The organism is Micromonospora sp. WMMA1363 (assembly GCF_030345795.1).
GTDB lineage: Bacteria > Actinomycetota > Actinomycetes > Mycobacteriales > Micromonosporaceae > Micromonospora.
Map to the genome: position 1 here is coordinate 3,593,564 of NZ_JAUALB010000001.1, position 19,990 is coordinate 3,613,553.

Annotated in this window: 27 protein-coding genes; 24 read left to right on the plus strand and 3 right to left on the minus strand. The window is 69.5% G+C overall.

Going from position 1 to position 19,990, the window contains the following annotated elements; translation table 11 throughout:
* Window positions 1-38 precede the first annotated feature (38 nt).
* From QTQ03_RS16585 to QTQ03_RS16620, 8 genes are all read left to right on the plus strand, one after another.
* The gene (locus QTQ03_RS16585) at window positions 39-392 is read left to right on the plus strand and encodes a hypothetical protein (RefSeq protein ID WP_289278839.1); all 354 of its coding nucleotides are present in this window, start codon (window positions 39-41) and stop codon (window positions 390-392) included.
* Window positions 389-1,687 carry an AAA family ATPase gene (locus tag QTQ03_RS16590; RefSeq protein WP_289278840.1) on the plus strand — a complete coding sequence of 433 codons (1,299 nt, stop codon included), beginning with the start codon at window positions 389-391 and terminating at the stop codon, window positions 1,685-1,687. The genes QTQ03_RS16585 and QTQ03_RS16590 overlap by 4 nt, the downstream gene beginning before the upstream one ends.
* A complete protein-coding gene (locus QTQ03_RS16595; protein ID WP_289278841.1) occupies window positions 1,671-2,051 on the plus strand; it encodes a hypothetical protein in 381 nt (126 codons plus the stop codon). Before QTQ03_RS16590 ends, QTQ03_RS16595 begins: the two co-directional genes overlap by 17 nt.
* On the plus strand, window positions 2,048-2,581 hold the full coding sequence (locus tag QTQ03_RS16600; protein ID WP_289278842.1) for a RusA family crossover junction endodeoxyribonuclease: 534 nt from the start codon (window positions 2,048-2,050) through the stop codon (window positions 2,579-2,581). Before QTQ03_RS16595 ends, QTQ03_RS16600 begins: the two co-directional genes overlap by 4 nt.
* Window positions 2,582-2,593: 12 nt before the next feature.
* Window positions 2,594-3,295: a hypothetical protein gene (locus QTQ03_RS16605; protein WP_289278843.1), complete on the plus strand. Its 702-nt coding sequence runs from the start codon at window positions 2,594-2,596 to the stop codon at window positions 3,293-3,295.
* A gap of 210 nt (window positions 3,296-3,505) precedes the next feature.
* Complete coding sequence (locus tag QTQ03_RS16610) at window positions 3,506-3,823, plus strand: hypothetical protein (RefSeq protein WP_289278844.1); 318 nt, start codon at window positions 3,506-3,508, stop codon at window positions 3,821-3,823.
* Window positions 3,824-3,834: 11 nt separating this feature from the next.
* A complete protein-coding gene (locus QTQ03_RS16615; protein ID WP_289278845.1) occupies window positions 3,835-4,470 on the plus strand; it encodes a hypothetical protein in 636 nt (211 codons plus the stop codon).
* A 156-nt stretch (window positions 4,471-4,626) separates the two neighbouring features.
* Window positions 4,627-4,950, plus strand: coding sequence for a hypothetical protein (locus QTQ03_RS16620; RefSeq protein ID WP_289278846.1), 324 nt, complete (start codon window positions 4,627-4,629; stop codon window positions 4,948-4,950).
* A gap of 145 nt (window positions 4,951-5,095) precedes the next feature.
* On the opposite strand, the gene QTQ03_RS16625 is transcribed toward QTQ03_RS16620, so the two are convergent.
* On the minus strand, window positions 5,096-5,512 hold the full coding sequence (locus QTQ03_RS16625; RefSeq protein WP_289278847.1) for a hypothetical protein: 417 nt from the start codon (window positions 5,510-5,512) through the stop codon (window positions 5,096-5,098).
* Between the two features lie 45 nt (window positions 5,513-5,557).
* On the opposite strand from QTQ03_RS16625, the gene QTQ03_RS16630 reads away from it, so the two are divergent.
* Complete coding sequence (locus tag QTQ03_RS16630; protein WP_289278848.1) at window positions 5,558-5,851, plus strand: HNH endonuclease; 294 nt, start codon at window positions 5,558-5,560, stop codon at window positions 5,849-5,851.
* 119 nt (window positions 5,852-5,970) lie between these two features.
* Here QTQ03_RS16630 and QTQ03_RS16635 read toward each other — a convergent pair whose 3' ends face one another.
* Both QTQ03_RS16635 and QTQ03_RS16640 read right to left on the minus strand, forming a co-directional pair.
* On the minus strand, window positions 5,971-7,404 hold the full coding sequence (locus QTQ03_RS16635; protein WP_289278849.1) for a terminase large subunit domain-containing protein: 1,434 nt from the start codon (window positions 7,402-7,404) through the stop codon (window positions 5,971-5,973).
* Window positions 7,388-7,726: a terminase small subunit gene (locus tag QTQ03_RS16640; protein ID WP_289278850.1), complete on the minus strand. Its 339-nt coding sequence runs from the start codon at window positions 7,724-7,726 to the stop codon at window positions 7,388-7,390. The genes QTQ03_RS16635 and QTQ03_RS16640 overlap by 17 nt, the downstream gene beginning before the upstream one ends.
* Window positions 7,727-7,817: 91 nt before the next feature.
* On the opposite strand from QTQ03_RS16640, the gene QTQ03_RS16645 reads away from it, so the two are divergent.
* From QTQ03_RS16645 to QTQ03_RS16715, 15 genes are all read left to right on the plus strand, one after another.
* Complete coding sequence (locus QTQ03_RS16645; protein ID WP_289278851.1) at window positions 7,818-8,960, plus strand: phage portal protein; 1,143 nt, start codon at window positions 7,818-7,820, stop codon at window positions 8,958-8,960.
* The gene (locus tag QTQ03_RS16650; protein ID WP_289278852.1) at window positions 8,926-9,651 is read left to right on the plus strand and encodes a head maturation protease, ClpP-related; all 726 of its coding nucleotides are present in this window, start codon (window positions 8,926-8,928) and stop codon (window positions 9,649-9,651) included. The genes QTQ03_RS16645 and QTQ03_RS16650 overlap by 35 nt, the downstream gene beginning before the upstream one ends.
* A 1-nt stretch (window position 9,652) precedes the next feature.
* Window positions 9,653-10,870, plus strand: a complete 1,218-nt coding sequence (locus QTQ03_RS16655) for a phage major capsid protein (protein ID WP_289278853.1) — start codon at window positions 9,653-9,655, stop codon at window positions 10,868-10,870.
* Window positions 10,870-11,178, plus strand: a complete 309-nt coding sequence (locus QTQ03_RS16660; protein WP_289278854.1) for a hypothetical protein — start codon at window positions 10,870-10,872, stop codon at window positions 11,176-11,178. Before QTQ03_RS16655 ends, QTQ03_RS16660 begins: the two co-directional genes overlap by 1 nt.
* Before the next feature lie 12 nt (window positions 11,179-11,190).
* Window positions 11,191-11,631, plus strand: a complete 441-nt coding sequence (locus QTQ03_RS16665) for a hypothetical protein (RefSeq protein ID WP_289278855.1) — start codon at window positions 11,191-11,193, stop codon at window positions 11,629-11,631.
* Window positions 11,632-11,660: 29 nt separating this feature from the next.
* Window positions 11,661-12,263 carry a head-tail connector protein gene (locus QTQ03_RS16670; RefSeq protein ID WP_289278856.1) on the plus strand — a complete coding sequence of 201 codons (603 nt, stop codon included), beginning with the start codon at window positions 11,661-11,663 and terminating at the stop codon, window positions 12,261-12,263.
* A gap of 13 nt (window positions 12,264-12,276) precedes the next feature.
* On the plus strand, window positions 12,277-12,696 hold the full coding sequence (locus QTQ03_RS16675; protein ID WP_289278857.1) for a hypothetical protein: 420 nt from the start codon (window positions 12,277-12,279) through the stop codon (window positions 12,694-12,696).
* Window positions 12,697-13,200: a hypothetical protein gene (locus QTQ03_RS16680; RefSeq protein ID WP_289278858.1), complete on the plus strand. Its 504-nt coding sequence runs from the start codon at window positions 12,697-12,699 to the stop codon at window positions 13,198-13,200.
* A 12-nt stretch (window positions 13,201-13,212) separates the two neighbouring features.
* The gene (locus QTQ03_RS16685) at window positions 13,213-13,611 is read left to right on the plus strand and encodes a hypothetical protein (RefSeq protein ID WP_289278859.1); all 399 of its coding nucleotides are present in this window, start codon (window positions 13,213-13,215) and stop codon (window positions 13,609-13,611) included.
* An 8-nt stretch (window positions 13,612-13,619) separates the two neighbouring features.
* Window positions 13,620-13,931 (plus strand): hypothetical protein, encoded by a 312-nt coding sequence (locus QTQ03_RS16690; protein ID WP_289278860.1) that lies wholly within the window; start codon window positions 13,620-13,622, stop codon window positions 13,929-13,931.
* Window positions 13,932-14,111: 180 nt separating this feature from the next.
* The gene (locus QTQ03_RS16695; RefSeq protein ID WP_289278861.1) at window positions 14,112-14,417 is read left to right on the plus strand and encodes an HK97 gp10 family phage protein; all 306 of its coding nucleotides are present in this window, start codon (window positions 14,112-14,114) and stop codon (window positions 14,415-14,417) included.
* A gap of 32 nt (window positions 14,418-14,449) precedes the next feature.
* Window positions 14,450-15,592 (plus strand): IS701 family transposase, encoded by a 1,143-nt coding sequence (locus QTQ03_RS16700; protein ID WP_289279559.1) that lies wholly within the window; start codon window positions 14,450-14,452, stop codon window positions 15,590-15,592.
* Between the two features lie 182 nt (window positions 15,593-15,774).
* Window positions 15,775-15,906 (plus strand): hypothetical protein, encoded by a 132-nt coding sequence (locus QTQ03_RS16705; protein WP_289278862.1) that lies wholly within the window; start codon window positions 15,775-15,777, stop codon window positions 15,904-15,906.
* 104 nt (window positions 15,907-16,010) lie between these two features.
* Window positions 16,011-17,210: a phage tail tape measure protein gene (locus QTQ03_RS16710; protein WP_289278863.1), complete on the plus strand. Its 1,200-nt coding sequence runs from the start codon at window positions 16,011-16,013 to the stop codon at window positions 17,208-17,210.
* Window positions 17,211-17,227: 17 nt separating this feature from the next.
* Window positions 17,228-19,984, plus strand: a complete 2,757-nt coding sequence (locus tag QTQ03_RS16715; protein WP_289278864.1) for a hypothetical protein — start codon at window positions 17,228-17,230, stop codon at window positions 19,982-19,984.
* Window positions 19,985-19,990: the final 6 nt, after the last annotated feature.

The window sequence follows — 19,990 nt, forward strand, 5'->3', positions numbered from 1 at the left end:
CGGGGCACCACACCACCACCACGACCAGGGGGGACCTGATGACCAGCACCACCCCGAGCGCCGGCGGGATCCTCGCCGCCAGCGCCGCCCTGCAGGACCCCAACCGGGACACGTTCAGCCGCGCCGAGGTGGCCTACCTGATGCACCTCGCCTACGACTCCGGGCGCACCGCAACCCGAGTCGACGACATCGCCCACACCGTCTGCTGCTGGGACGACCGGCCGCTGCTGCGCCGCACCTACGAGCAGCGCGTCGCCGGCGAACTCACCGACATGGACCGCGCCGCCCGCGCCCAGGCCGGCCGCGAAGGACGCCCCTACCGCGTCCACCCCGGCGGGCCCGTCGACTTCGACACCGGCCGCCCCGTCCGGCACCTCGGGGTGGCCGCGTGACCGACATCGACCTGTGGGAGGGCATGGACACCGTGGCGCCACCCGAACCGAACCCGTTCAACCCGGGCACGCCCGAACACGAGGCGTGGCAGCGCCAGGAGGACCAAGCCCGCGCCGACGTGCTCGCCGCCCGGCGACGGCAGCGCCACGACGAGGAAACCGAACGGCAGTACACCCTCATCCGCGCCCGCCACGCCGCCGAACAGCAGTGGGCCGAAGAGCAGGCAGCCGCCGCCAAGGCCGCCGCCGACGACGCCGCCCGCATCCACGACGGCGCCACCTTCCTCCTCGACCTGCCGCCCACCCCACCCGCGCTGTGGGGCAAGGGCGAAGACATCCTGTGGGCCCGAGGCGAAGCACTCATGATCGCCGGGCCGCAGGGGGTCGGGAAAACCGCCATCGCCGGGCAGCTCCTACGCGCCGTCGTCGGTATCACCGGGGACGTTCTCGGGCTCCCCGTCGAGCCGTGTGAGCGGCGAGTGCTGTACCTGGCGATGGACCGGCCCGAGCAGGCCCGCCGCAACCTCGCCCGAATGTTCACCGACGCCGAGCAGGAGATCGGCCGCGACTACCTCGCCGAAATCCTCCGCTTCTGGGCCGGACCGCCGCCGGCCGACGTCGCCGCCGACCCGGCCGGGCTCCTCCGGCTGGCCCGGCAGCACGACGCCGACGTCGTGTTCGTCGACTCCCTCAAGGACGCCGCGGTCGGCCTGTCCAAGGACGAGGTTGGCGCCGGCTACAACCGGGCCCGGCAACTAGCCCTCGCCGAAGGTATCCAACTCGTCGAGCTGCACCACACGGTCAAGAACGGCGCCGACGGCGGAAAGCCGAACAACATCAACGGCATCTACGGGTCGACGTGGCTCACCTCGGGTGCCGGGTCGGTGGTGCTGCTGTGGGGTGAGCCGGGCGACCCGGTCGTCGACTTCGTGCACCTGAAGCAGCCGATGACCGAGGTTGGCCCGCTGAAGGTCATCCACAACCGGGAGACGGGGCTGTCGGCGGTCTACCACGACGAGGACACCGACGTGGCGGCGCTGGCCCGCAAGTGCGCGACCACCGGTGTGTCGGCTGCGGAGGCGGCCCGGTGCCAGTTCTCGACCGAGAAGCCGACCAAGGCTCAGGTGGAGAAGGCCCGCCGGAATCTGCACCGCTTGGTGGACGCCGGGCTGCTCGTGTTCAAGCCGGCGAGTGAGGACGGCAAGGGCGGTCGGGGGAACGCGGACCGGTGGTTCGCGGTCGCTCCGGCGTCGTGGACGGACGGCATGGAGGACCCCGATGACCGATACCGGTAGTAACGATGCGACCACTCAAGGTGAGAAAAGAAGTCACAGAGAAAGGCACGCTTCGATATCTGACCGAAACGCACGAACAAAGGCACGCATCGATACCTCCGATGCGTCGTCGCAGGTCACGAAGTCACGCGGCGCGGAAAAGAAAGTCACGCCGCCCCTCCCTCGGGAAGTCACGTTTTCCGCCCCTTCTTTACAGGGGCGGAACGTGACTCCGAGAGGGGGAGAGATCAACAAAAACTCGGGCCGCGACGCCGACCCCGAACCCGTCGGCGCCATCGCCGAACGCGTCCTCGACGACCTCGCCGCCCGACAAGCCGAAGCCCTCAACCGCCTCGCCCGCGCCCACCGCAAGGAGAACCCGTGACCGCCCCGCTGCTCACCATCACCGCCTACGGCCTCCCCGCACCCCAAGGCAGCAAACGCCACATCGGACGCGGCGTCATGATCGAATCTTCCAAGCGGGTCAAGCCCTGGCGCGACGACGTCAAGAACGCCGCCGAACGTTTCATCGAAAGCCAACGCGTCCGCGGGCTCCACTGGACCCCGCTGGACGAGCCTCTCGCCGTGTCGATGGTGTTCACCCTGCCCAAGCCGGCCAGCGCGCCAAAGCAGCGCCGTACGTGGCCGATGCGGTTGCCGGACCTGTCGAAGCTGATCCGCTCTACCGAGGACGCTCTCACCGACGCCGGCATCTGGCGTGACGACGCCCGAGTGGTCGAGTGCACCGCTCGGAAGGTCTACCCCGGCGAGGACGAATCGGCGCTCGCCTCGCCTGGCGTGGTGGTCCGCATCCGGTCATTGGCGGTCGATCTCGAAACCACGCCGACCCGCCCACACCGTGACGAGCCCGCGCTCGACCGCCGACTCCACCCCCGCACCAACCCCGCCGCCTGACAGGAGCCCGCCATGACCCAGCCCACCCACCCGACCGCCCACGGCGTGTGCCCCCTCGGCCACACCGCCGACCACCACCGCACCGTCGCCGAAGCCGCCGCCGGACGCGACCACGCCCTGCAACGGCTCACCGCCGTGTGGGCGGCCCTCAACCGCGCCGGCGTCACCGGGCCCGCCTCCTCCGCCGCCGAACTCATCGACCAGCTCGCCGCCCAGCGGGACGAGCTGGCCGCCCAGGTCCACGCCACCTACCCGCCAGCCGACATGCAGCGGTTCCTCGACCACACCGCGAAGGAGTTCGCCGTCGCCCACACGTCCGGTGAGCGCGTCGAGGTGATCCGTGACTGCCTGGAGGGCTGGTACGACCGGTGGGACGCCACCTACGTGACCGACGAGCACGAGGGCATCGCCCGACACCTCGTCGCCCTCATCTACGCCGCCGAGGCCCGCGCGTCCACACCAGCCGCCCCGCCCGCCCAGAGCGACGCTGACGGCCGAACAGGGTCGGGTGAGGGGTACCAGATACCCCGAGACGGCGAAGGCGGCAGAGACGCCCTCAGCGGGTTAGCCGGCGCCGGTTCCGGCCCGGACCGCGCGCAGGACCAGCCGGAGCCGGTCTGCGATCACGGCGTCAGCCTCGACGACGAGTGCCGGCCGTGCCTCGTGGACACCTACGGCCCCGAGCGGTACGCCGCCGAGCGGGCGGAGGGCTGACCGGTGACACAGCCCTGGCGACGGTCCACCCGAGCGGACCCCCGAGCCCTGCCCCTCGCCGACCGACACTACAACCGGCAAAAGCCCGGCAGCCCCCAATTCGTCCCACCCGGCCGGTGCCTCGTCCTGCTCACCGACCGACCCGACGCCTTGTGGGTCACCTCCTGGCCCATCGCCTCGTATGTGCGGCATGCGTGGGCCGGGGCATGGATGAACTCCCTCTTCCGACGAGAGCCGGAATGCGAGCACCTCGCCTCCGACCTCATCGCCGCCGCGGTCGCTGCCACCCGCGCACAGTGGCCCGACGTGCCCCCGCTCGGAATGGTGACCTTCGTCGACCCAGCGCAGACCCGGCGGAAGCGCGACCCCGGCCGCTGCTACCGCCGCGCCGGCTTCCTTCCCGTCGGCTGGACGAAGGGCGGGCTGCTCGCCTTGCGGATGCTTCCCGCCGACATGCCCGACCCTCTCGAACCCCGACCGCAAGCCGCTGACGCCGGACAAGGCGACCTGCTCGACCTGACCGCCTGAGGGAGTCCCCGTTGTCGTCGCCGCACCGCCTCCACGCCGCCGCCGCCGCCTACTCCATCCGGGAGGCCCGGCGGCGGCTGGAGGTGCTCGCCGCCGCCGAGGCCACCACGGCACCGGACGTCCCGGACGGGCTGCGGTCCACCGTGTACGGGCAGCGTCACGCCGCCGGCGGCCACGCCGACCCCACAGCCACCCTCACGACCGAGCGGCGCCGGGCGAGGGTGACGACGTGGGCGGAGCGGCTCACACGCCTGAACGACCGGCTCGCCGGCATCGCCGACATGTACCGGCTCCCGCCCGGGGCCGACCCGCTCCAGCGCATCCACACCGCCCTGCCCGGCCTCCACGGCCGCCCCCTCGGCCTCCTCGCGTTGCACCTCGCCGACGAGGACGAGCTTGCCCGCGGCTGGATCAACCAACCGCCCTACCGCACGCGTATCCCGGGCGAGTGCCCCGGCTGCCGGCGCCGAGAGTGCCTGGAGGTGACCACCGTCGGACCCGCCACCACGCGAACCGTGGTGTGCGTGGCGGACTGCCGGCACACCCCCGACTGCCCATGCCCCGGCGGGGTCGAGGGCGTACGACACATCTGGCCACGCGGCGCGGTCGCGGGGGCCGCACCGACACGACCCAAACACCGACCCTGACCCGACCGACACAAAGGAGAGCCATGACCACCGCAGCCAGCCGCCTCCGCCTTTAGGTGTATCCCTACTCACCCGGTCGGGAAACCGAGGCCAAGCGCAAGCGAGAGGGACGATCGACCCCATGACCCACACCGACGACATCAGACCGGAGACGCCATGATCCGCAGCCCGGCGCGCTGCCCCACCTGCCGCGCCGTCCTCCCGGCCAGCGGCATCTGCACCGGCACCACGCCCCTACTCGCGCTCGACAGCCGCCGCTACGGCATCGCCACCCAGATCGCCCACAACCTCGGCGACAACGGCGACGTCACAGAGGACATGGTCATCAACTGGCGGCGCTTCGACGGGCTGCCCCGCTACCGCATCGGTCGCAGCGTCTACCACGCCCTCGACGAGGCCCGCACCATCGAGCGGGACAAGCGACTCGGCAGCAAAGGCCGGCCACGTCGACTTGACCATGACACCCCGGTAGCCGCATGATTTGACCAGTCACTCCCACTAGGCGGAGTGTGCCCACAGCCCGGTCGAGCGTATGACGCTCCCGGGCTGACATGCGTCCAGAGGCGGGACGCGGCGAGGGGAAGGGCGGGCAGGTCACAGGCTGGGGTGACCTGCCCGCACACCCCTACCGCACAGCCCCAGACAGTGACCCCGCCAGCGCATCGGCCGCCTCCGGGTGCTCCGCGAATGCGGCCCACCCGCCCCCGACCACGACCGTTCCACCGAACTCGCCACCCACCCGGACCCACTCGTCGCGCTGCTGCTCGGACTCGAACACCGCGATCGTGACCGTGGACCCGCCGAGATCACAGCGACCCGTCTCGTACGAGTACAGCTGCGTGCCGATCACCGATCCGTCACACCCCGCCCGATCCATGAGCGCCGCCACACGTAGCCGTTCCGGGGAGGCCTCCGGGGAGCTGCTCGTCTCCACCACATCCGCTGTGGGGGTGCCGGGGTCATCGGCCCCGATTCCGCAGCCCATCAGCGACCCACCAACCGCGATCACCATTGCGATTCCTGTTGCCACTCTCCGCGTCATCACGCCATGATGTGACACGGCCACAACCCATCGACAGGGCACGCTATGAGCCAGTCATGGAGCGGAGGCAGCACCACCAGATGGCGCACACTACGCGCCCGCGTCCTCCGCCTCGACCTGCCTCCAACCCGCCGCCCCCGCTGCGCCATCGGCTACCCGCGCATCTGCACGGATGAGGCCACCTGCGTCGACCACATCGTCCCCCTGCACATGGGCGGCGCCAAGTACGACGAGGCCAACTGCCGGCCCGCGTGCCAGCCATGCAACCTGGCGCGGCCCCGGCGGGAGCAGACCACGGTCGCCCACGAGCCGCCACCGAAACGCGTATCCACGTGGTAGTCGAGCCCGGGTCGAAAAGTTCAACCCCGGCCACACATAGACACCCGCCGCTTCCTGTTTTTTTTCGCGCGACGCGCCTGGGTCTCTGGCCTGCGTAAACAGACCTGCACCCTCGGGTGTCAGGCGACGGTCAGCGGTGGTGGGGCGGCCGGGAGGGTTCGGGCGAGGTGGACGGCTCCGGCGAGCGCGTAGGCGGCGTCGATCGGCGCTGAGCCGCGGCGGGTGAAGGTCCACGCGTCGCCGCGTTTGAGCTTCTGGGTCTGCTCGACGTGGGCGGTGAGCATGTCATCGCGTGGGTGTCGGATCTCTCTGGATTGGACCTGTTCGGCGAGTCCCATGCAGACGGCGGTGACCTCGGCGGTGAGTTCGGCGACCTGGGTGCGTCTCGGCGCCCATGATCGGCTGCCGGTCTTGCTGCGGACGCTGGCCGCTACGGCGGCGGCGGGGCCTGCCGGGAACCAGCCGACCGTCCGGGGTCGGATGCGGTCGACGAGACCGGGTAGGTCGTGGCGTAGTGCTTGGGTGCAGCCGTGGCCTTGCCACACCCGCACGACCTCTACGTGGGTGACGCCGTCGATGGTGGCCGCCGCGGCGAGGGTGGCGTGTGAGCTGTCTAGGGCTACGTCGAGGCACAGGGCGACGCGCTGCCGGTGGGCCGCCAGGTCGACGGGTGTGTCGGTGCCGCAGTCTCGCCAGGCGTCCTCGTCGATTGCGGAGTCGAGGTTGGTCACCCGCATGCACAGGGTTTCGGTTTTGTAGCCGGCCAGTTCGAGGCCGCCGGCGCGTTTGGCGCGCATGGCGTCGCCGATGATGCTGTCCAGTTGTACGCGGTCACCGAGGTTGGGGTTTGCGTGGGCGATCGCGTGCGGGTCGGTGGAGTCGCTGCCGCTCGGGGCGGACCATTCGAACAGCCCCAACCTTGGGTCTCCGACTCCGGTCTCGATGTACTCGAGGGCGGATTCGCGGAGGCTGTCCAGGACGACGCTGCCGGCGTCGCCTTGGTTGGTGATGGCCACGGCTTGGGCGTCGGCGACGGCGGTCATGGCTTTGACGGCGGCGTTGTAGGTGTCCCAGTCCCTGTGCTCGCGCAGCTCGTCGAGGATGAGCCGGTGCACGGTGAGGGATCGACCGGCGCGGCGGTTGGGGGCGGCGAACCGGTAGCGGCTGCCGTGGATGTTGAAGAACGCCTCTTCGCCGATGGTTTCGCGGGTGCAGGGCGTGGGCAGTTCGGCTTTGAGGGTGTCGATGCTCTCGGCCATCTCGATGACCTCACGCCAACTCACCTTGGCGGTGTCGCGGGATGTGCTGGTGCCGATGATCAGCGGGACGGTTTCGATGAACATCCAGTAGAGGGTCAGGACCCGGCACAGCAGGGTTTTGCCGTTCTGGCGGGCCACCAGCGCGAGGACCACCCGGAACCGTGGCCGTCCGTCGGGGAGTAGCTCGCCCATGTGGATGGCGAGCCATTGCTGCCACGGGTCGAGGGGCCAGCCGATGTCCGCGGCGAAGTCGATGAGGTCGTAGCCGTAGCTGGTGTCAGGCGTCAGCTCCACCAGCGGCGGTGTCCACAGGCGTGGTTCTGCTCTTCCGCGCACGGCGGGCACGTAGCTCGTCGAGTCGGCCGGCGTTGCCAGGCTCGTCACTCTTGGCCCCCTTTCCGGTGGCGCGGGCGCGTGGGCTGAGCCGCAGTGCTTCGAGGGCGGCCAGCAGCGGTGGCCCGATTTTGGACAGCTCGGCTGCGCCGTTGTCGATGTCGCGGGCGTAGGTGAGGGCCAGTTCGGCGGTGGCGGTGTCTCGCTGGTCGACCTCGGTTACTGGTCGGGCTGCGAGGGCGTCGCGTACCGACTGCTCCAGCGGTCCGGCGGCTGTGTCCATGTCCGCCACAATACCCTTAGGGGGTATAATGCCGGCCTTTCGTTGGTGGCCGTGGCCGCGAAGGTCGGAGCCCGCCGCACCGGCCAACACAGTGTCGTTGCCTGATTCGATAGTCGCGGCGATGCTCGGCGCCGGTAACTACTCCGGCGCGTCGGTGACCGAGTCCACGGCCCTCGGTCTGTCGGCCGTGTACCGGGCGGTGTCGCTGATCTCCGGGACGATCGCCCAGCTGCCGCTGCGGACGCTGCGGATGCGCGCCGGCCGCCTGGACCGGGTGGGCAGCGTGTTCGACGACCCGCAGGCGGGTTCCGGCCTGACCCCGTTCGAGTGGGTCGAAACGATCATGTTGCACCTGTTGTTGCACGGCAACGCCTACCTGGCGCACGTCTACAACGGCGCGGGCGCGCTGTACGCGCTGATGCCGCAGCACCCGCTGTGTGTCGAGCCGTACTGGCCGAGCCCGGACGACCGGGTGCTGCCGGTCGGGGGCCGCTGGTACCGGGTGACGGACATGTGGGGCCGGCAAAGCGTGCACGACGCGCGGACTCTGACGCACATCTCGGCGCAGAGCCCCGACGGGCTCAAGGGTCTGGGGCCGTTGACGATCGCCCGGAACAGTTTCGGGACCGCGATCGCCGGTGACCGGGCCGCCGCGAAACTGTTCGCGTCCGGGGCGCTGATCAGTGGGCTGGTCACCCCGGAGGACGACCTCGACGGCGACGACGCCAAGACCATCAAAACGGAGCTGACGGCGTCGATCGGCGGGTGGGAGAACGCCGGGTCGATCGCGGTGGTCAACCGCCGGCTGAAGTTCTCCCCGTGGACCATGTCCGCCACTGACGCCCAGTTCCTGCAGTCACGTCAGTTCAGCGTCGAGGAGGTCGCGCGATGGTTCGGTGTGCCCCCGCACCTGCTCATGCAGACGGAGAGGCAGACCTCGTGGGGGACGGGGGTAGCCGAGCAGAACCGGGGTTTGGGGCGGTTCACGTTGTCGCCGTGGACGGTCCGTGTCGAGCAACGACTGTCGCGCCTGCTCGGTGCCCAGCGGTGGGTCGAGTTCGACTTCGCGGGCCTGGAGAGGCCCAACGTGGAGACCGAAATCGATCTGATCATCAAGCAAATGCAAGCCGGTTTGATCACCCGTAACGAGGCGCGGGCGTTACGTAACCTCGCCCCGATCGACGGAGAGGACACCCCCGATGACGAGTCCGAAACCGACGGCGAGCCTGTCTGACCTTGCCGCGCTGGCGGACCGGGCCCGAGCGTTGGCGATCCGCAACGACGGGGATACGCGCCCCGGGAACGGGTCGACGCGGGGCTGGTACCGGATCACCGGGCAGGCCGAGGACCGGGCCCGGGTCTACGTGTACGACACGATCGGGTGGGACACCACGGCCGGGGAACTGGTCCGCGCCCTCGACGACATCACCGCCCCTGTGATCGACCTGCGGATCAACTCCCCAGGTGGTCTGGTGTGGGACGGCATGGACATCTACTCCGCGCTCAAGGGCCACCCGGCGCGGGTCGAGGCCGCCGTGACCGGCGTCGCGGCGTCCGCGGCGTCGCTGGTGGCGATGGCAGCCGACCACATCGCCGTCGAGCAACCCGCCCGCATGATGATCCACCGGGCGTCCGGGTTGGCGATCGGCGACGCCCGTGACCTGCGGGACACCGCGGACGTACTGGAGTCACTCGACGGGTCGATCGCCGAGATCTACCAGTCCCGGGCCGGTGGGCCAGCCGATGCCTGGCTGGACGCCATGGACCGCACCACCTGGTACACGGCCGCGGAGGCGGTCGCCGCGGGACTGGCCGACGCGGTGATCAGCAACAAAACCAAAAGCGATCCGGACCCGGAGCCGGAGGACCGTAACAGCCAGATCATCAGGGCACGTGCCCGCGCACACCTGATCCGGAAGGGATGACATGCGCACCATCGACGACGTCCAGCGGGACATGACCGCCCTGATCGAAGGCGCGGAGGCCCGCAACCTCACCACCGACGAGATGGACCAGTACACCGGCCTGGAGCAGGAGCTGACGCAGGTGCGCCGCTCCGAGGAGATCCGGGCCCGCAACGCCGCATACCTGATGCCGGCGACCGGCGCGGCCGGTGGGACGCCGGTCGCCGCGCTCGGCCCGGTCGCCCCGGCCCGCGAGGACGACGGCCTCGACCGGGCGTTCCTGGCCTACCTGCGCACCGGTCAGCCGAACGCCGACCTGACCGATCTGCGGCCGACCAACGCCCAGTCCAGCGTCACCGGCTCCGAAGGCGGTTTCCTCGTGCCGCCCGGATTCCGGCAGAAGATCGTCGAGCGGATGGTGGCGTTCGGTGGGATCGCCAACGTCTGTGACGTGCTGGAGACCGACTCGGGTAACCGGATCGAGTGGCCGACCATCGATGACACCTCCAACAGCGGTGAGATCGTCGAGGAGGGGTCGGCGCACTCCGGCCAGGCGGACCTGGTGTTCGGTAAGACCGAACTGTCGGCGTACACCTACCAGACCGGCGGCGCGTCCAGCGCCCCGCTGCGGCTGGCGCGGGAACTGATCCAGGACCAGGCGTTCGACCTGGAAACCCGCCTGGCCCGGCTGATGGGTGTGCGGCTGGCGCGGGCGCTCGCCTCCGACCTGGCCGTCGGAACCGGCGTCGACGAGCCGCTGGGTCTGGTCACCGGGTTGACTGGTATCGAACCGGCCGACGACACCGCCGGCATCACCTACGACGACCTGCTCACGTTCATCCACTCCGTGGACCCGGAGTACCGGCCGACCGCCCGATGGGTCTTCAACGACTCCTCGCTGAAGACGATCCGGCAGATCAAGGACTCCAACGGTGACCCGCTGTGGCGGTCGATGACCTCCACCATCGGCGACGCCGCGTCGACCGGCATGCTCCTCGACTACCCGTACACCGTCGACCAGGGCCTGCCGGACATCGACATCGACGCGAACACCGTCAACTGGGGTGCGTTCGGGGACATCCGGGAGGGCTACGTGCTGCGGCGGGTGCGGTCCATCGAGGTCGTGGTGAACCCGTGGACCCGCGCCAGCCAGCGGGAGATCGAGTACACGGCGTGGATGCGCGCCGACGCCACCCAGCAGAACACCAACGCCTACGTCGCGCTCACCGGCGAGCAGTGATGGCCGTCTTCAACCACGACTTCACCCTCACCGCCGACGCACCCGAGTCGACCCGTCGACCCGCCGCCGGCGCCGACCGGTTCGGGCTGCAAATCGTGCCCGACGATGCCTGCGAGGCGGCCACGGTCGCCTTGCAGGGGTCGATCGACGGTGCAGCCTGGGCGGACCTCGCCGAGGCCACCACCCGCACGCCGCTGGTCGGATGCGGCGGCACCGCCAAAAGCCCCGTCGTCCGGTACGTCCGTGTCGTCGCGCGGACGCTGTCCGGAGACGGGGCGTCCGTCCGCGCTCACGTCGTAGCCAAGTAGGAGACCAAACACATGCCGGCACGAGAGATCATCGAACCGGAACTCAACATCCTGGGCACCAGCGTGGTGACCATCTCCACCGCCACCACCACCGCATTTGATTTCGGCACGCCGAACGACATCAACCTGGCGACCACCACGGCCGGCGCCCCGGGCTTGGCCTACGAGCACGGAAACCGGGTCCTGGTCATCCTGTCCGCGTCCACGGCCGGCACCACCGACACAGTGTCGTTCTCAATTCAGGACGCCCCGGATTCGAGCGGGAGCATCGGCACCCCGGCGACCGCGCTGACGACCGGCACCCTCACCGGCGGCACCGGCAGCCAGTTCGCGCGGGCGTCGGTGCGCCTGCAAAACGGGCGGCCGTGGCTGCGGGTGCGGGTCACCTCGGACGGCACCACCGACACGTTCGTGACCCACTGCACGGTGCTGGGCCTGCCCGGCGTGCTCTGAGCCTCAACGGCGGAAAAGGGGGGGCGGCCGTGGCGTGGGCGCCGGACTACATCACTAGCGCGCAACTGAAGGCGTATGTCCGTGTCGACGCCAACGACACAGTCGACGACGATGAGATCGCCGACGCCGTCACGGCCGCGTCCCGGGCTGTCGACCAGCACACGCACCGCCAGTTCGGTCAGGTCGCCGTCGCGGAGGCCCGCACCTACACCGCCGTCTATGACCGGCACGTCGGGATGTGGCGCATCGTCGTCGACGACCTGGGCGACACCACCGGCCTGGACATCCAGGCCGCGGGTGGTGAGATCACCACTTACACGCTGCACCCACGTAACGCCCTGACCAAGGGGCGGGTGTACGAGGAGATCCGGGTCCCCCTGTCGGCGTCGGTCACCCCGACCGGCGACGAGGGGGAGTTGACGATCACCGCCCCGTGGGGCTGGCCGGCCACCCCGACCGCGGTGCCGCTGGCCACGAAACTCCAGGGGTCGCGGTTCCTGGCCCGCCGGGACTCCCCGTACGGGGTAGCGGGGTCGCCGCAGGACGGCTCGGAGGTGCGGCTGCTGGCCCGCGTCGACCCGGACGTGGCGGTGTCACTGCGCCCGTACGTGCGTGACTGGTGGGTCGCCTGATGGAGGCCGCCTGATGGACCTGAAAGCCGTCATGGTGGAGGCCGGCACCGCCCTGGGCGCCATCACCTCACTACGGGTGTATGTGGGCGCACCGGGCAAGGTGGACGTGCCGGCAACCGGGGCGGCAGCGGTGGTGCCGTACCCGACGCGAATTACCTACGACGCCACGTACGGGCGGGGCATGGACCGTATCGAGCAGGACATTCTGTTGGTGATCGGTCGCCCGACGGACCGGGTGACCGTCGACAAGCTCACCTCGTACGCGGCCGGTGCGGGCTCGGACTCGGTCAAGACCGTCCTTGAGGGCCACACCTGGACGACCTGCGACGGGTGCCGTGTCGAAACCGTCGAGTTCGACGTGGTGCAGATCGCGGCCGTCGACCACATGGCGGCTGTGTTCACCGTGGAGTTTTGGGGGCAAGGGAGTGCGTAGATGGCGTTGACAAGCACGATAACCACCCGGATCGACTCGGCGCTGTCGAGTGCGCTGGATCTGGCGACCGCCTCGGTGCCGCTGGCATTACAACAGCGGTACACCTGGGCGTCGGGGACGGCCGCCGACCAGGCTGATCTGGTCTTTCACGATCAGCGGACCATCGCGGCGAGCAGCAACGAGGATCTGGACCTGGCGGGGTCACTGTCCGACGCGTTCGGTGCGACGCTGACGTTCGTCGACCTCAAACTGCTGTACGTCGCCGCGGCCAGCGGGAACACCAACAACGTGCGCGTCACCAGGCCTGCGAGCAACGGCGTCCCGCTGTTCCTGGCCGCGTCGGACGGCATCGACGTGCTGCCCGGCGGGATGCTCCTGTGGGTCGCCCCAGCCGCCACCACGGTCACGGTCACCGCCGGCACCGGAGACCTGATCAACGTCGCCAATTCGTCGTCGGGCACGTCGGTGACCTACGACGTGGTGATCATCGGCACGAGCGCGTAAGGAGGCCCGGCGGTGGCTTTCGTCCACGGCAAGGACACGTACATCTCGCTGGACGGCAACGACCTATCGACGTTCACCAACACCAGCACCCTCGACCAGGAATCCGACGAGCACGACGTCACCACCTACGGCAAAGACGACTACGTGGTCACCGGTGGCCTCCTCAAGGGGGCGTTCAGCATGGGCGGTGTCTACGACGACACGGCCAGCGGACCGAAAGCCGTTATTGAGCCGCTGATCCGCACGGTCGTCACACTGATCCGCCGCGCTGAGGGCACCGGCGCGGGACTGCCGCAGGAGTCCGTCAGCGTGCTGGTCAAGAAGTACACCGAGACCAGCCCGGTGGCGGACATGATCACGTGGTCGTGTGAAATGACCAAGTCCGACGCCATCACCCGCACCACCCAGTAGGAGACGGCATGGACAAAGACAAGCTGATCAGCCCGCGGATCGCCGAGGACGACGTCGAGATCCCCGACGTCGGCACGGTGCGCGTACGGGCGGTCTCCCGATACTCACTGCTCGCCGCCGGTAAGGGGGTCAGCGAGGACAAAGACCCGGCCGTCGTCGAGCGGCGGATGCTCGTCGCCGCGCTCGTCGACCCGCCGCTGACGATGGCCGAGGCCGAACAGTGGCAGAAAAGCGCCCCGGCGGGCGAGATCGGCCACGTCCTCCAACGCGTCCGGGAACTGTCGGGCCTGACCGAGGGCGCCGCCAAAAGCGGCGTATAAGGACTTCGAGGCCGACCCGGAGCTGGAGTTCGAGTTCTTCATCGCCGACCGGCTCGGCATGACCGTGGACCGGTTACGGCGGGAGATGAGCCAGGACGAGTTCGTCCGCTGGACGATCTTCCACGCGCGTAAGGCTCAGCGGCAGGAGATGGCGACGAGGACCGCCGGGCGGAGGTGACAGTGGAACCGAAAATCGCGGTCCTCGGTCTGCGGGACCTGTCCCGCAGACTGCGAAAGATCGACGGGGAAGCCGCCAAGCAACTACGGATCGTCTTCAACGAGGCCGCGGAAATCGTGGTTTCCGACGCCCGCCCGAAGGTCCCGAAGCGGACCGGCCGCGCCGCCGGGTCGCTGAAGATGCGGTCCACCCGCACCGCGGTTCGGATCGCCATGGGCGGCCCGCGCGCCCCCTACTACCCGTGGCTCGACTTCGGGGGCCGAGTCGGCCCTAATACTGCAACGGCGGGTCGTAGCTTCGGGTGCTGATCATTCGTTGGTTGGTTGTGGTGGATGCGCGGGTGGTCGGGTCGTGGGATGCCGGGTTGGAGGAGTTGTTCTTCCGGTTCGCGCATCGGTTTGAGCGGGTGGAGCCGCGGCGGCGGGCATGGGCGTATGTGCGGGGGCTACTGGCACCGTTGGAGCGGCGTAACGGCTGGACCCTCGCGGAGCAGGCTGGGCATGTGTCGCCGGACGGGTTGCAGGGCATGCTGTGCAGCGCGGCGTGGGACCGGGACGCGGTCCGCGATGACGTGCGCGATTACGTGGTGGACCAGATCGGCGATGCGGCCGGGGTGCTCATCGCTGACGAGACGGGGTTCGTCAAGAAGGGCCGTGCGTCGGCGGGGGTCCAACGGCAGTATTCGGGTACGGCGGGCAAGACCGAGAACTGCCAGATCGGCACGTTCCTGTGCTACGCCACGCCGCGGGGTCGGGCGTTGATCGATCGGGAGTTGTACCTGCCGAAGTCGTGGACCGGTGATCGGGACCGGTGCCGGCGCTCGGCGATCCCGGACGCCGTCGGGTTCGCGACCAAGCCGCAGCAGGCGCAGGCCATGCTGGAGCGGGCGGTCACCGCGGGGGTGCCGTTTTCGTGGTTCACGGCCGATGAGGCCTACGGGCAGAACCCTGGCCTGCGGGGCTGGTTGGAGGATCGGGACATCGCGTACGTGATGGCCACCCGACGCGACGATCGGGTGCCCTCCGGGCTGCACACCACCACCGGTGTCGACGAGCTGATCGGCAGGGTGCGTGCGGGCGCGTGGCAACGACTGTCGTGTGGTGACGGCGCGCACGGGCCGCGCCGCTACGACTGGGCTCGGCTGCCGATCCGCCGCACCTTTGCCCACGGCCGCCGCGGCTGGGTCCTGGCCCGACGCTCGATCACGGATCCCGGCGACATCGCCTACTACGTCTGCTTCGGCCCCCGCGGCACCCGACTACGCGACCTGGTGCGGGTCGCCGGTAGCCGTTGGTCGGTGGAGGAATCGTTCCAGACCGCGAAGAACGAGGTCGGCCTGGACCAGTACCAGGTCCGCCGCTACGACGCCTGGTACGCCCACATCACCCTCGCGATGGCCGCCGCCGCGTTCCTCGTCGTCACCCGCGCCCTCGAAGCCGCAAAGGGGGCACCACCGCAAACGAGCGCAGCCAGATCCCGCTGAGCAGCAACGAAATCCGCCGCCTGTTCGCCCACCTCGTCCTGACCACCCGCCGTCGAGCCGACCACATCCTGCGCTGGTCCGACTTCCGCCGTCGCCGCCAGGAACAAGCCCGAGCCGCCCACTACCGCAAACGACTCAAACCGCCATAAGTCACGACCCGCCGTTGCAGTACTAACCGGTCAGTGGCCCGTCCTTTCGTCAAGGAGGGCCGCTACCTCTACAAGTCGTTCCACGACCGGCGGACGGACGTGCAGGACGCCATGGAGTCCGGCATCCGACGCGTTGCCCGCGCCGCCGGCCTGGAGGTGGACTGATGCCGAACCAGGTCACACTCACCTTCGGCGGGGACGCTGACGAGCTGGTCAAAGAGGCCGCCCGCGCCCGCGCGGCCACAGAGGATGTGGGTAAGTCAGCGGACGTGGCCGGCGGCGACTTCGGGCGGGCCGCCAAGCAGTCGTCGGGGCTCACCGACCGCATGGCCAAGCTGGGCAACATCGTCGACGGCGCGTCCACGGCTATCGGTGACGCCGCCGGCACCATGCAGGCCCTCGCCGATATCGAGACCTCCACCGCACGTAAGGCCGCCGAGCACGCTCGGGCGCTCAACGACCTGGAACAGGCGCAAGCCGACGTCAACCAGGCGCTGATCGACGGTAAGCAGGCCACTCTTGATGTGGGGCAGGCGCACCTCGACGCCGAGCAAGCCGTGCTCGACGCGGAGACCGCGCAGCAGGAGTACAACGAGGCAGTCAAAGAGCACGGCAAGAACAGCGCCGAGGCTCGGCAGGCATCTCTCGATCTGAGGCAGGCGCAGGAGGATCTGAAGCAGGCGAACCTCGACGTGGAGCAGGCCACGCAGGACGCCACCCAGGCGACTATCGACGCCGAGAGCGCGCAACTGGACGCCAACGAGGCGATGATGGCCGCGAACCCGCCTGACCTGCAAAAGTGGGCGGATCAGATGAACCTGGTCGCGCCACTGTTGCAGGGCTTGGTGGGTGTGGTCGCGTTGGTGACGGCCGCTCAGTGGGCGTGGAACGCCGCGCAGTTGGCCAGCCCCGTCACGTGGATCATCATCGGTATCGTCGCGTTGGTCGCCGCCATTATCTTGATCGCCACGAAGACGGACTGGTTCGCGCGGGCGTGGCGCGCGTCCTGGAAGTGGATCAAGGATGCGGCGTCCGGCGCCTGGAACTTCATCAGGCGTATCCCCGGGTGGACAGCCAGCGCGTTCGGCAAGATCGCTTCGGTGATCTCGTGGCCGTACCGGATGGCCTTCAACCTGATCTCCACCGCGTGGAACAGCACGGTTGGCCGCCTGCGCTGGACGGTACCGTCGTGGGTACCTAAGGTCGGCGGCAACAGCATCTCCGCGCCGCGGCTGCCGAAATTCCACTCCGGTGGCAAGGTGCCAGGCCCGCCGGGATCCGAGATGCTCGCCGTGCTCCAGGCCGGCGAAACCGTCACTCCCGCCGGGACCGGCGGAGGTGTGACCATCCATGTCCAGGCTGGCCCCGGCGCGCCCATGGAGCGGGCGTTCGCCGACATGTTCCTCGCCCTGCTGCGCGCCGGGGCGATCCGACTCTCGGTGCAGCAGGGCCGAGTGCAACCAGCCTGACGACGGGAGGGGTGGGCGTGGCGTTTCCCGCCGACCGGCTGGACGTGACGGTCGAACTCGACGTGGACGGCTGGACGGACATCACGAGCGACGTCCTGTCCAACCGTAGTCAGATCACGATCGGTCGGGGTCGCATGTCGGAGGGCTCCGAATCGGCGCCCACCACCTGCGACATGGCGATCCGTAACACCACCGGCGACTACAGTCCCCGTAACCCGACGGGGACGCACTACGGCACTATCGGCCGTAACACGCAGGCGCGGGTGTACACCGGCACCGGGCACCTGGGTGCCGCCGGCGGCGCCAGTACACCGGGGACGTCGCATGTCGCCCCGTCTGTGACGGCGACCGCAGCAGGGTTGATGATCTCCGCGTGGGTTGCTGATGATCCGCTCAACTACACGATCCCCGGGTCGATGACGGCCGGACCATCAGAGACCGACGGCACCTACTCCACGATGGTCACCGCCTACGAGGCGGTGACCGCGGGAGCGACCGGTACCCGCACCGCGACCGCGTCCGCGTCTCACGGTTACGTGTCGGCGTCCGCTGTCGTGCACGGCTCCTCGATCTCGGTGGAGGAGACGCTGTCGTCCACCAACGACACTTTGGCGGACATCACCCTGACCACGGATCCGGGGACGCAGGCCGGCTGGTGGCTGGTGGCGGTGCAATGCTGGGTGACCGCCACCGGCGCTCCTATGCCGGACGCCCCGTACGGCGGGGACGGCGGCTGGATCCTCCTCGCCGACTCAGACGTGATCGAGGGCCTGTATGCCGGCTCGACCACCACCTACCTGCATGCCCGGATCTGGGGGCGCAGGGTCAATTTCGCCGGCGCCCAAACGGTGATATTCGCTGGGATCTCGACGACCGGTGCGGCGGACAACCAGGCCGCCCTGTACGTGCTCAGTGGGGTCAACGACTGGGGCATTCGGGCCACGGTAGAGGTGCCGGCGTGGCCCATCCGGTGGGACGTCACCGGCAGCGACGTGTGGGTGCCCATCAACGGCGCGGGGATCCTACGCCGCCTCCAGCAAGGATCGTCACCTCTCAAGTCACCGCTGCGGCGGGCGATTGCCGGAGCCTCGACCGTGCAGAGCCTGCTCCCGGTGGCGTACTGGCCGCTGGAGGACCAGTCCGGCACGACCAGAGCCGCGTCCGGGCTGCCCGGCGGCGGCACTCTGAGCGCCACCGGTGACATCGCGTGGGCGACGGTCGCCTCCCCTGGTTCGGCGCCGCTACCGGACTGGTCGCAGGAGACCGGCAGCCTGACCGGAGCGATCAACGGCGTCATGCCCGGCGACGACTGGTGCGTACGCCTCCTGGTGCAATACACAGGCTCCACCGACTGGGATGTCCTGTCGGTGTACGTCACGGACGGCCTCTATGACGAGATCGCGGTGGAGGTGTCGTCGTCAGGTGTCGAGGTCACCGGCATCGACCGCTCACCCGAGTCGTCCAGCCTCACCCTCATTTTGGTCGATTTCGGTGACTATTCCGACGGTGAGCCGCACTGGATCGAGGTGTGGGAGTACGACGCCGGCAGCGGCGACGTCGGCCACGCGCTGTACATCGACGGCAGTCTGGCCGACTCCACCTCCACTTCCGGCACGCCCGGTGTGCCGGAGCGGCTGCTGGTCCGGTCGAGGTCGGCGGACACCGCCGCCTGCGGGCACGTCGGTGTGTGGCGTGCGCCGCTTGCCGCCACCTGGTCCCTGCTCATTGAGCAGGCCATCATCGGGCATGTGGGGGAGACGGCGGGCCGCCGGGTTGAGCGGTTGTGCCACGAGGAGGGCATCGCCTGTCACATCGTCGGCGACCCTGACGAGTCGGCGGTCATGGGCGTGCAGTCAACGGCCACCCTGCTGGAGCTGCTGCGCCAGTGCGAGGACGCCGACGGGGGGATCCTGTACGAGCCGCGCGAGGTGCTGGGGCTGGCGTACCGGACGGTGCGGTCCCTGTACAACCAGCCGGTCACCCTCGCCCTCACCTACGGCGCGGATGGCGAGGTCGCGCCGCCGCTGGAGCCAGTCGACGACGACCGGTATATCTGTAACGACGTCACCGCGTCGCGGTCGGGCGGGTCGTCGCACCAGTACGAGGTGACATCGGGGCCGCTGTCCGTGGCGGACCCGCCGGATGGTGTCGGCCGCTACGACCACGAGGCGACGCTGCACGTGTCCGCCGACTCCCGGCTACCGTCTCAGGCTTCGTGGCGGGCGCACCTGGGCACCTGGGACGAGGCCCGCTACCCCACCATCCGGGTCAATCTGGCCGCGCTCGGCAACGCCGGCAAAACCGCGCTGCTGGCGGACGCCGCCGCCCTGGACGTCGGAGACCGGCTGACCATCGCCGACCCGCCGGCGTGGCTGCCCCCCGACACCATCGACCAGCACGTGGAGGGGGGCACGGAGACGCTCGCCCAGTACGTGTGGGATCTGCGTCTGGTGTGCTCCCCGGCCGGCCCCTACCAGGTGGGGGTGTGGGAGACCAGCCTGTACGACACGGGTGGCTGCGAGCTGGCGTCACCGTATGTGGCGGGCACGGACACGTCGGTGGCGGTGACCACCACCGTCGGGTCGCCGTGGATCGACGGATCGGTGTCGTGGGACTGGGACATCGGCGGGGCGCAGGTGCGGGTTACCGCGATCTCCGGAACCACCGCATCGCAGACGGCGACGGTCAACGCGGCGACGGTCAACGGCGTCGCCAAGAGCATCCCCGCGGGCACACCCGTCAGGTTGTGGTCGCCGGGTCGATACGCGTTGTGAGGGAGG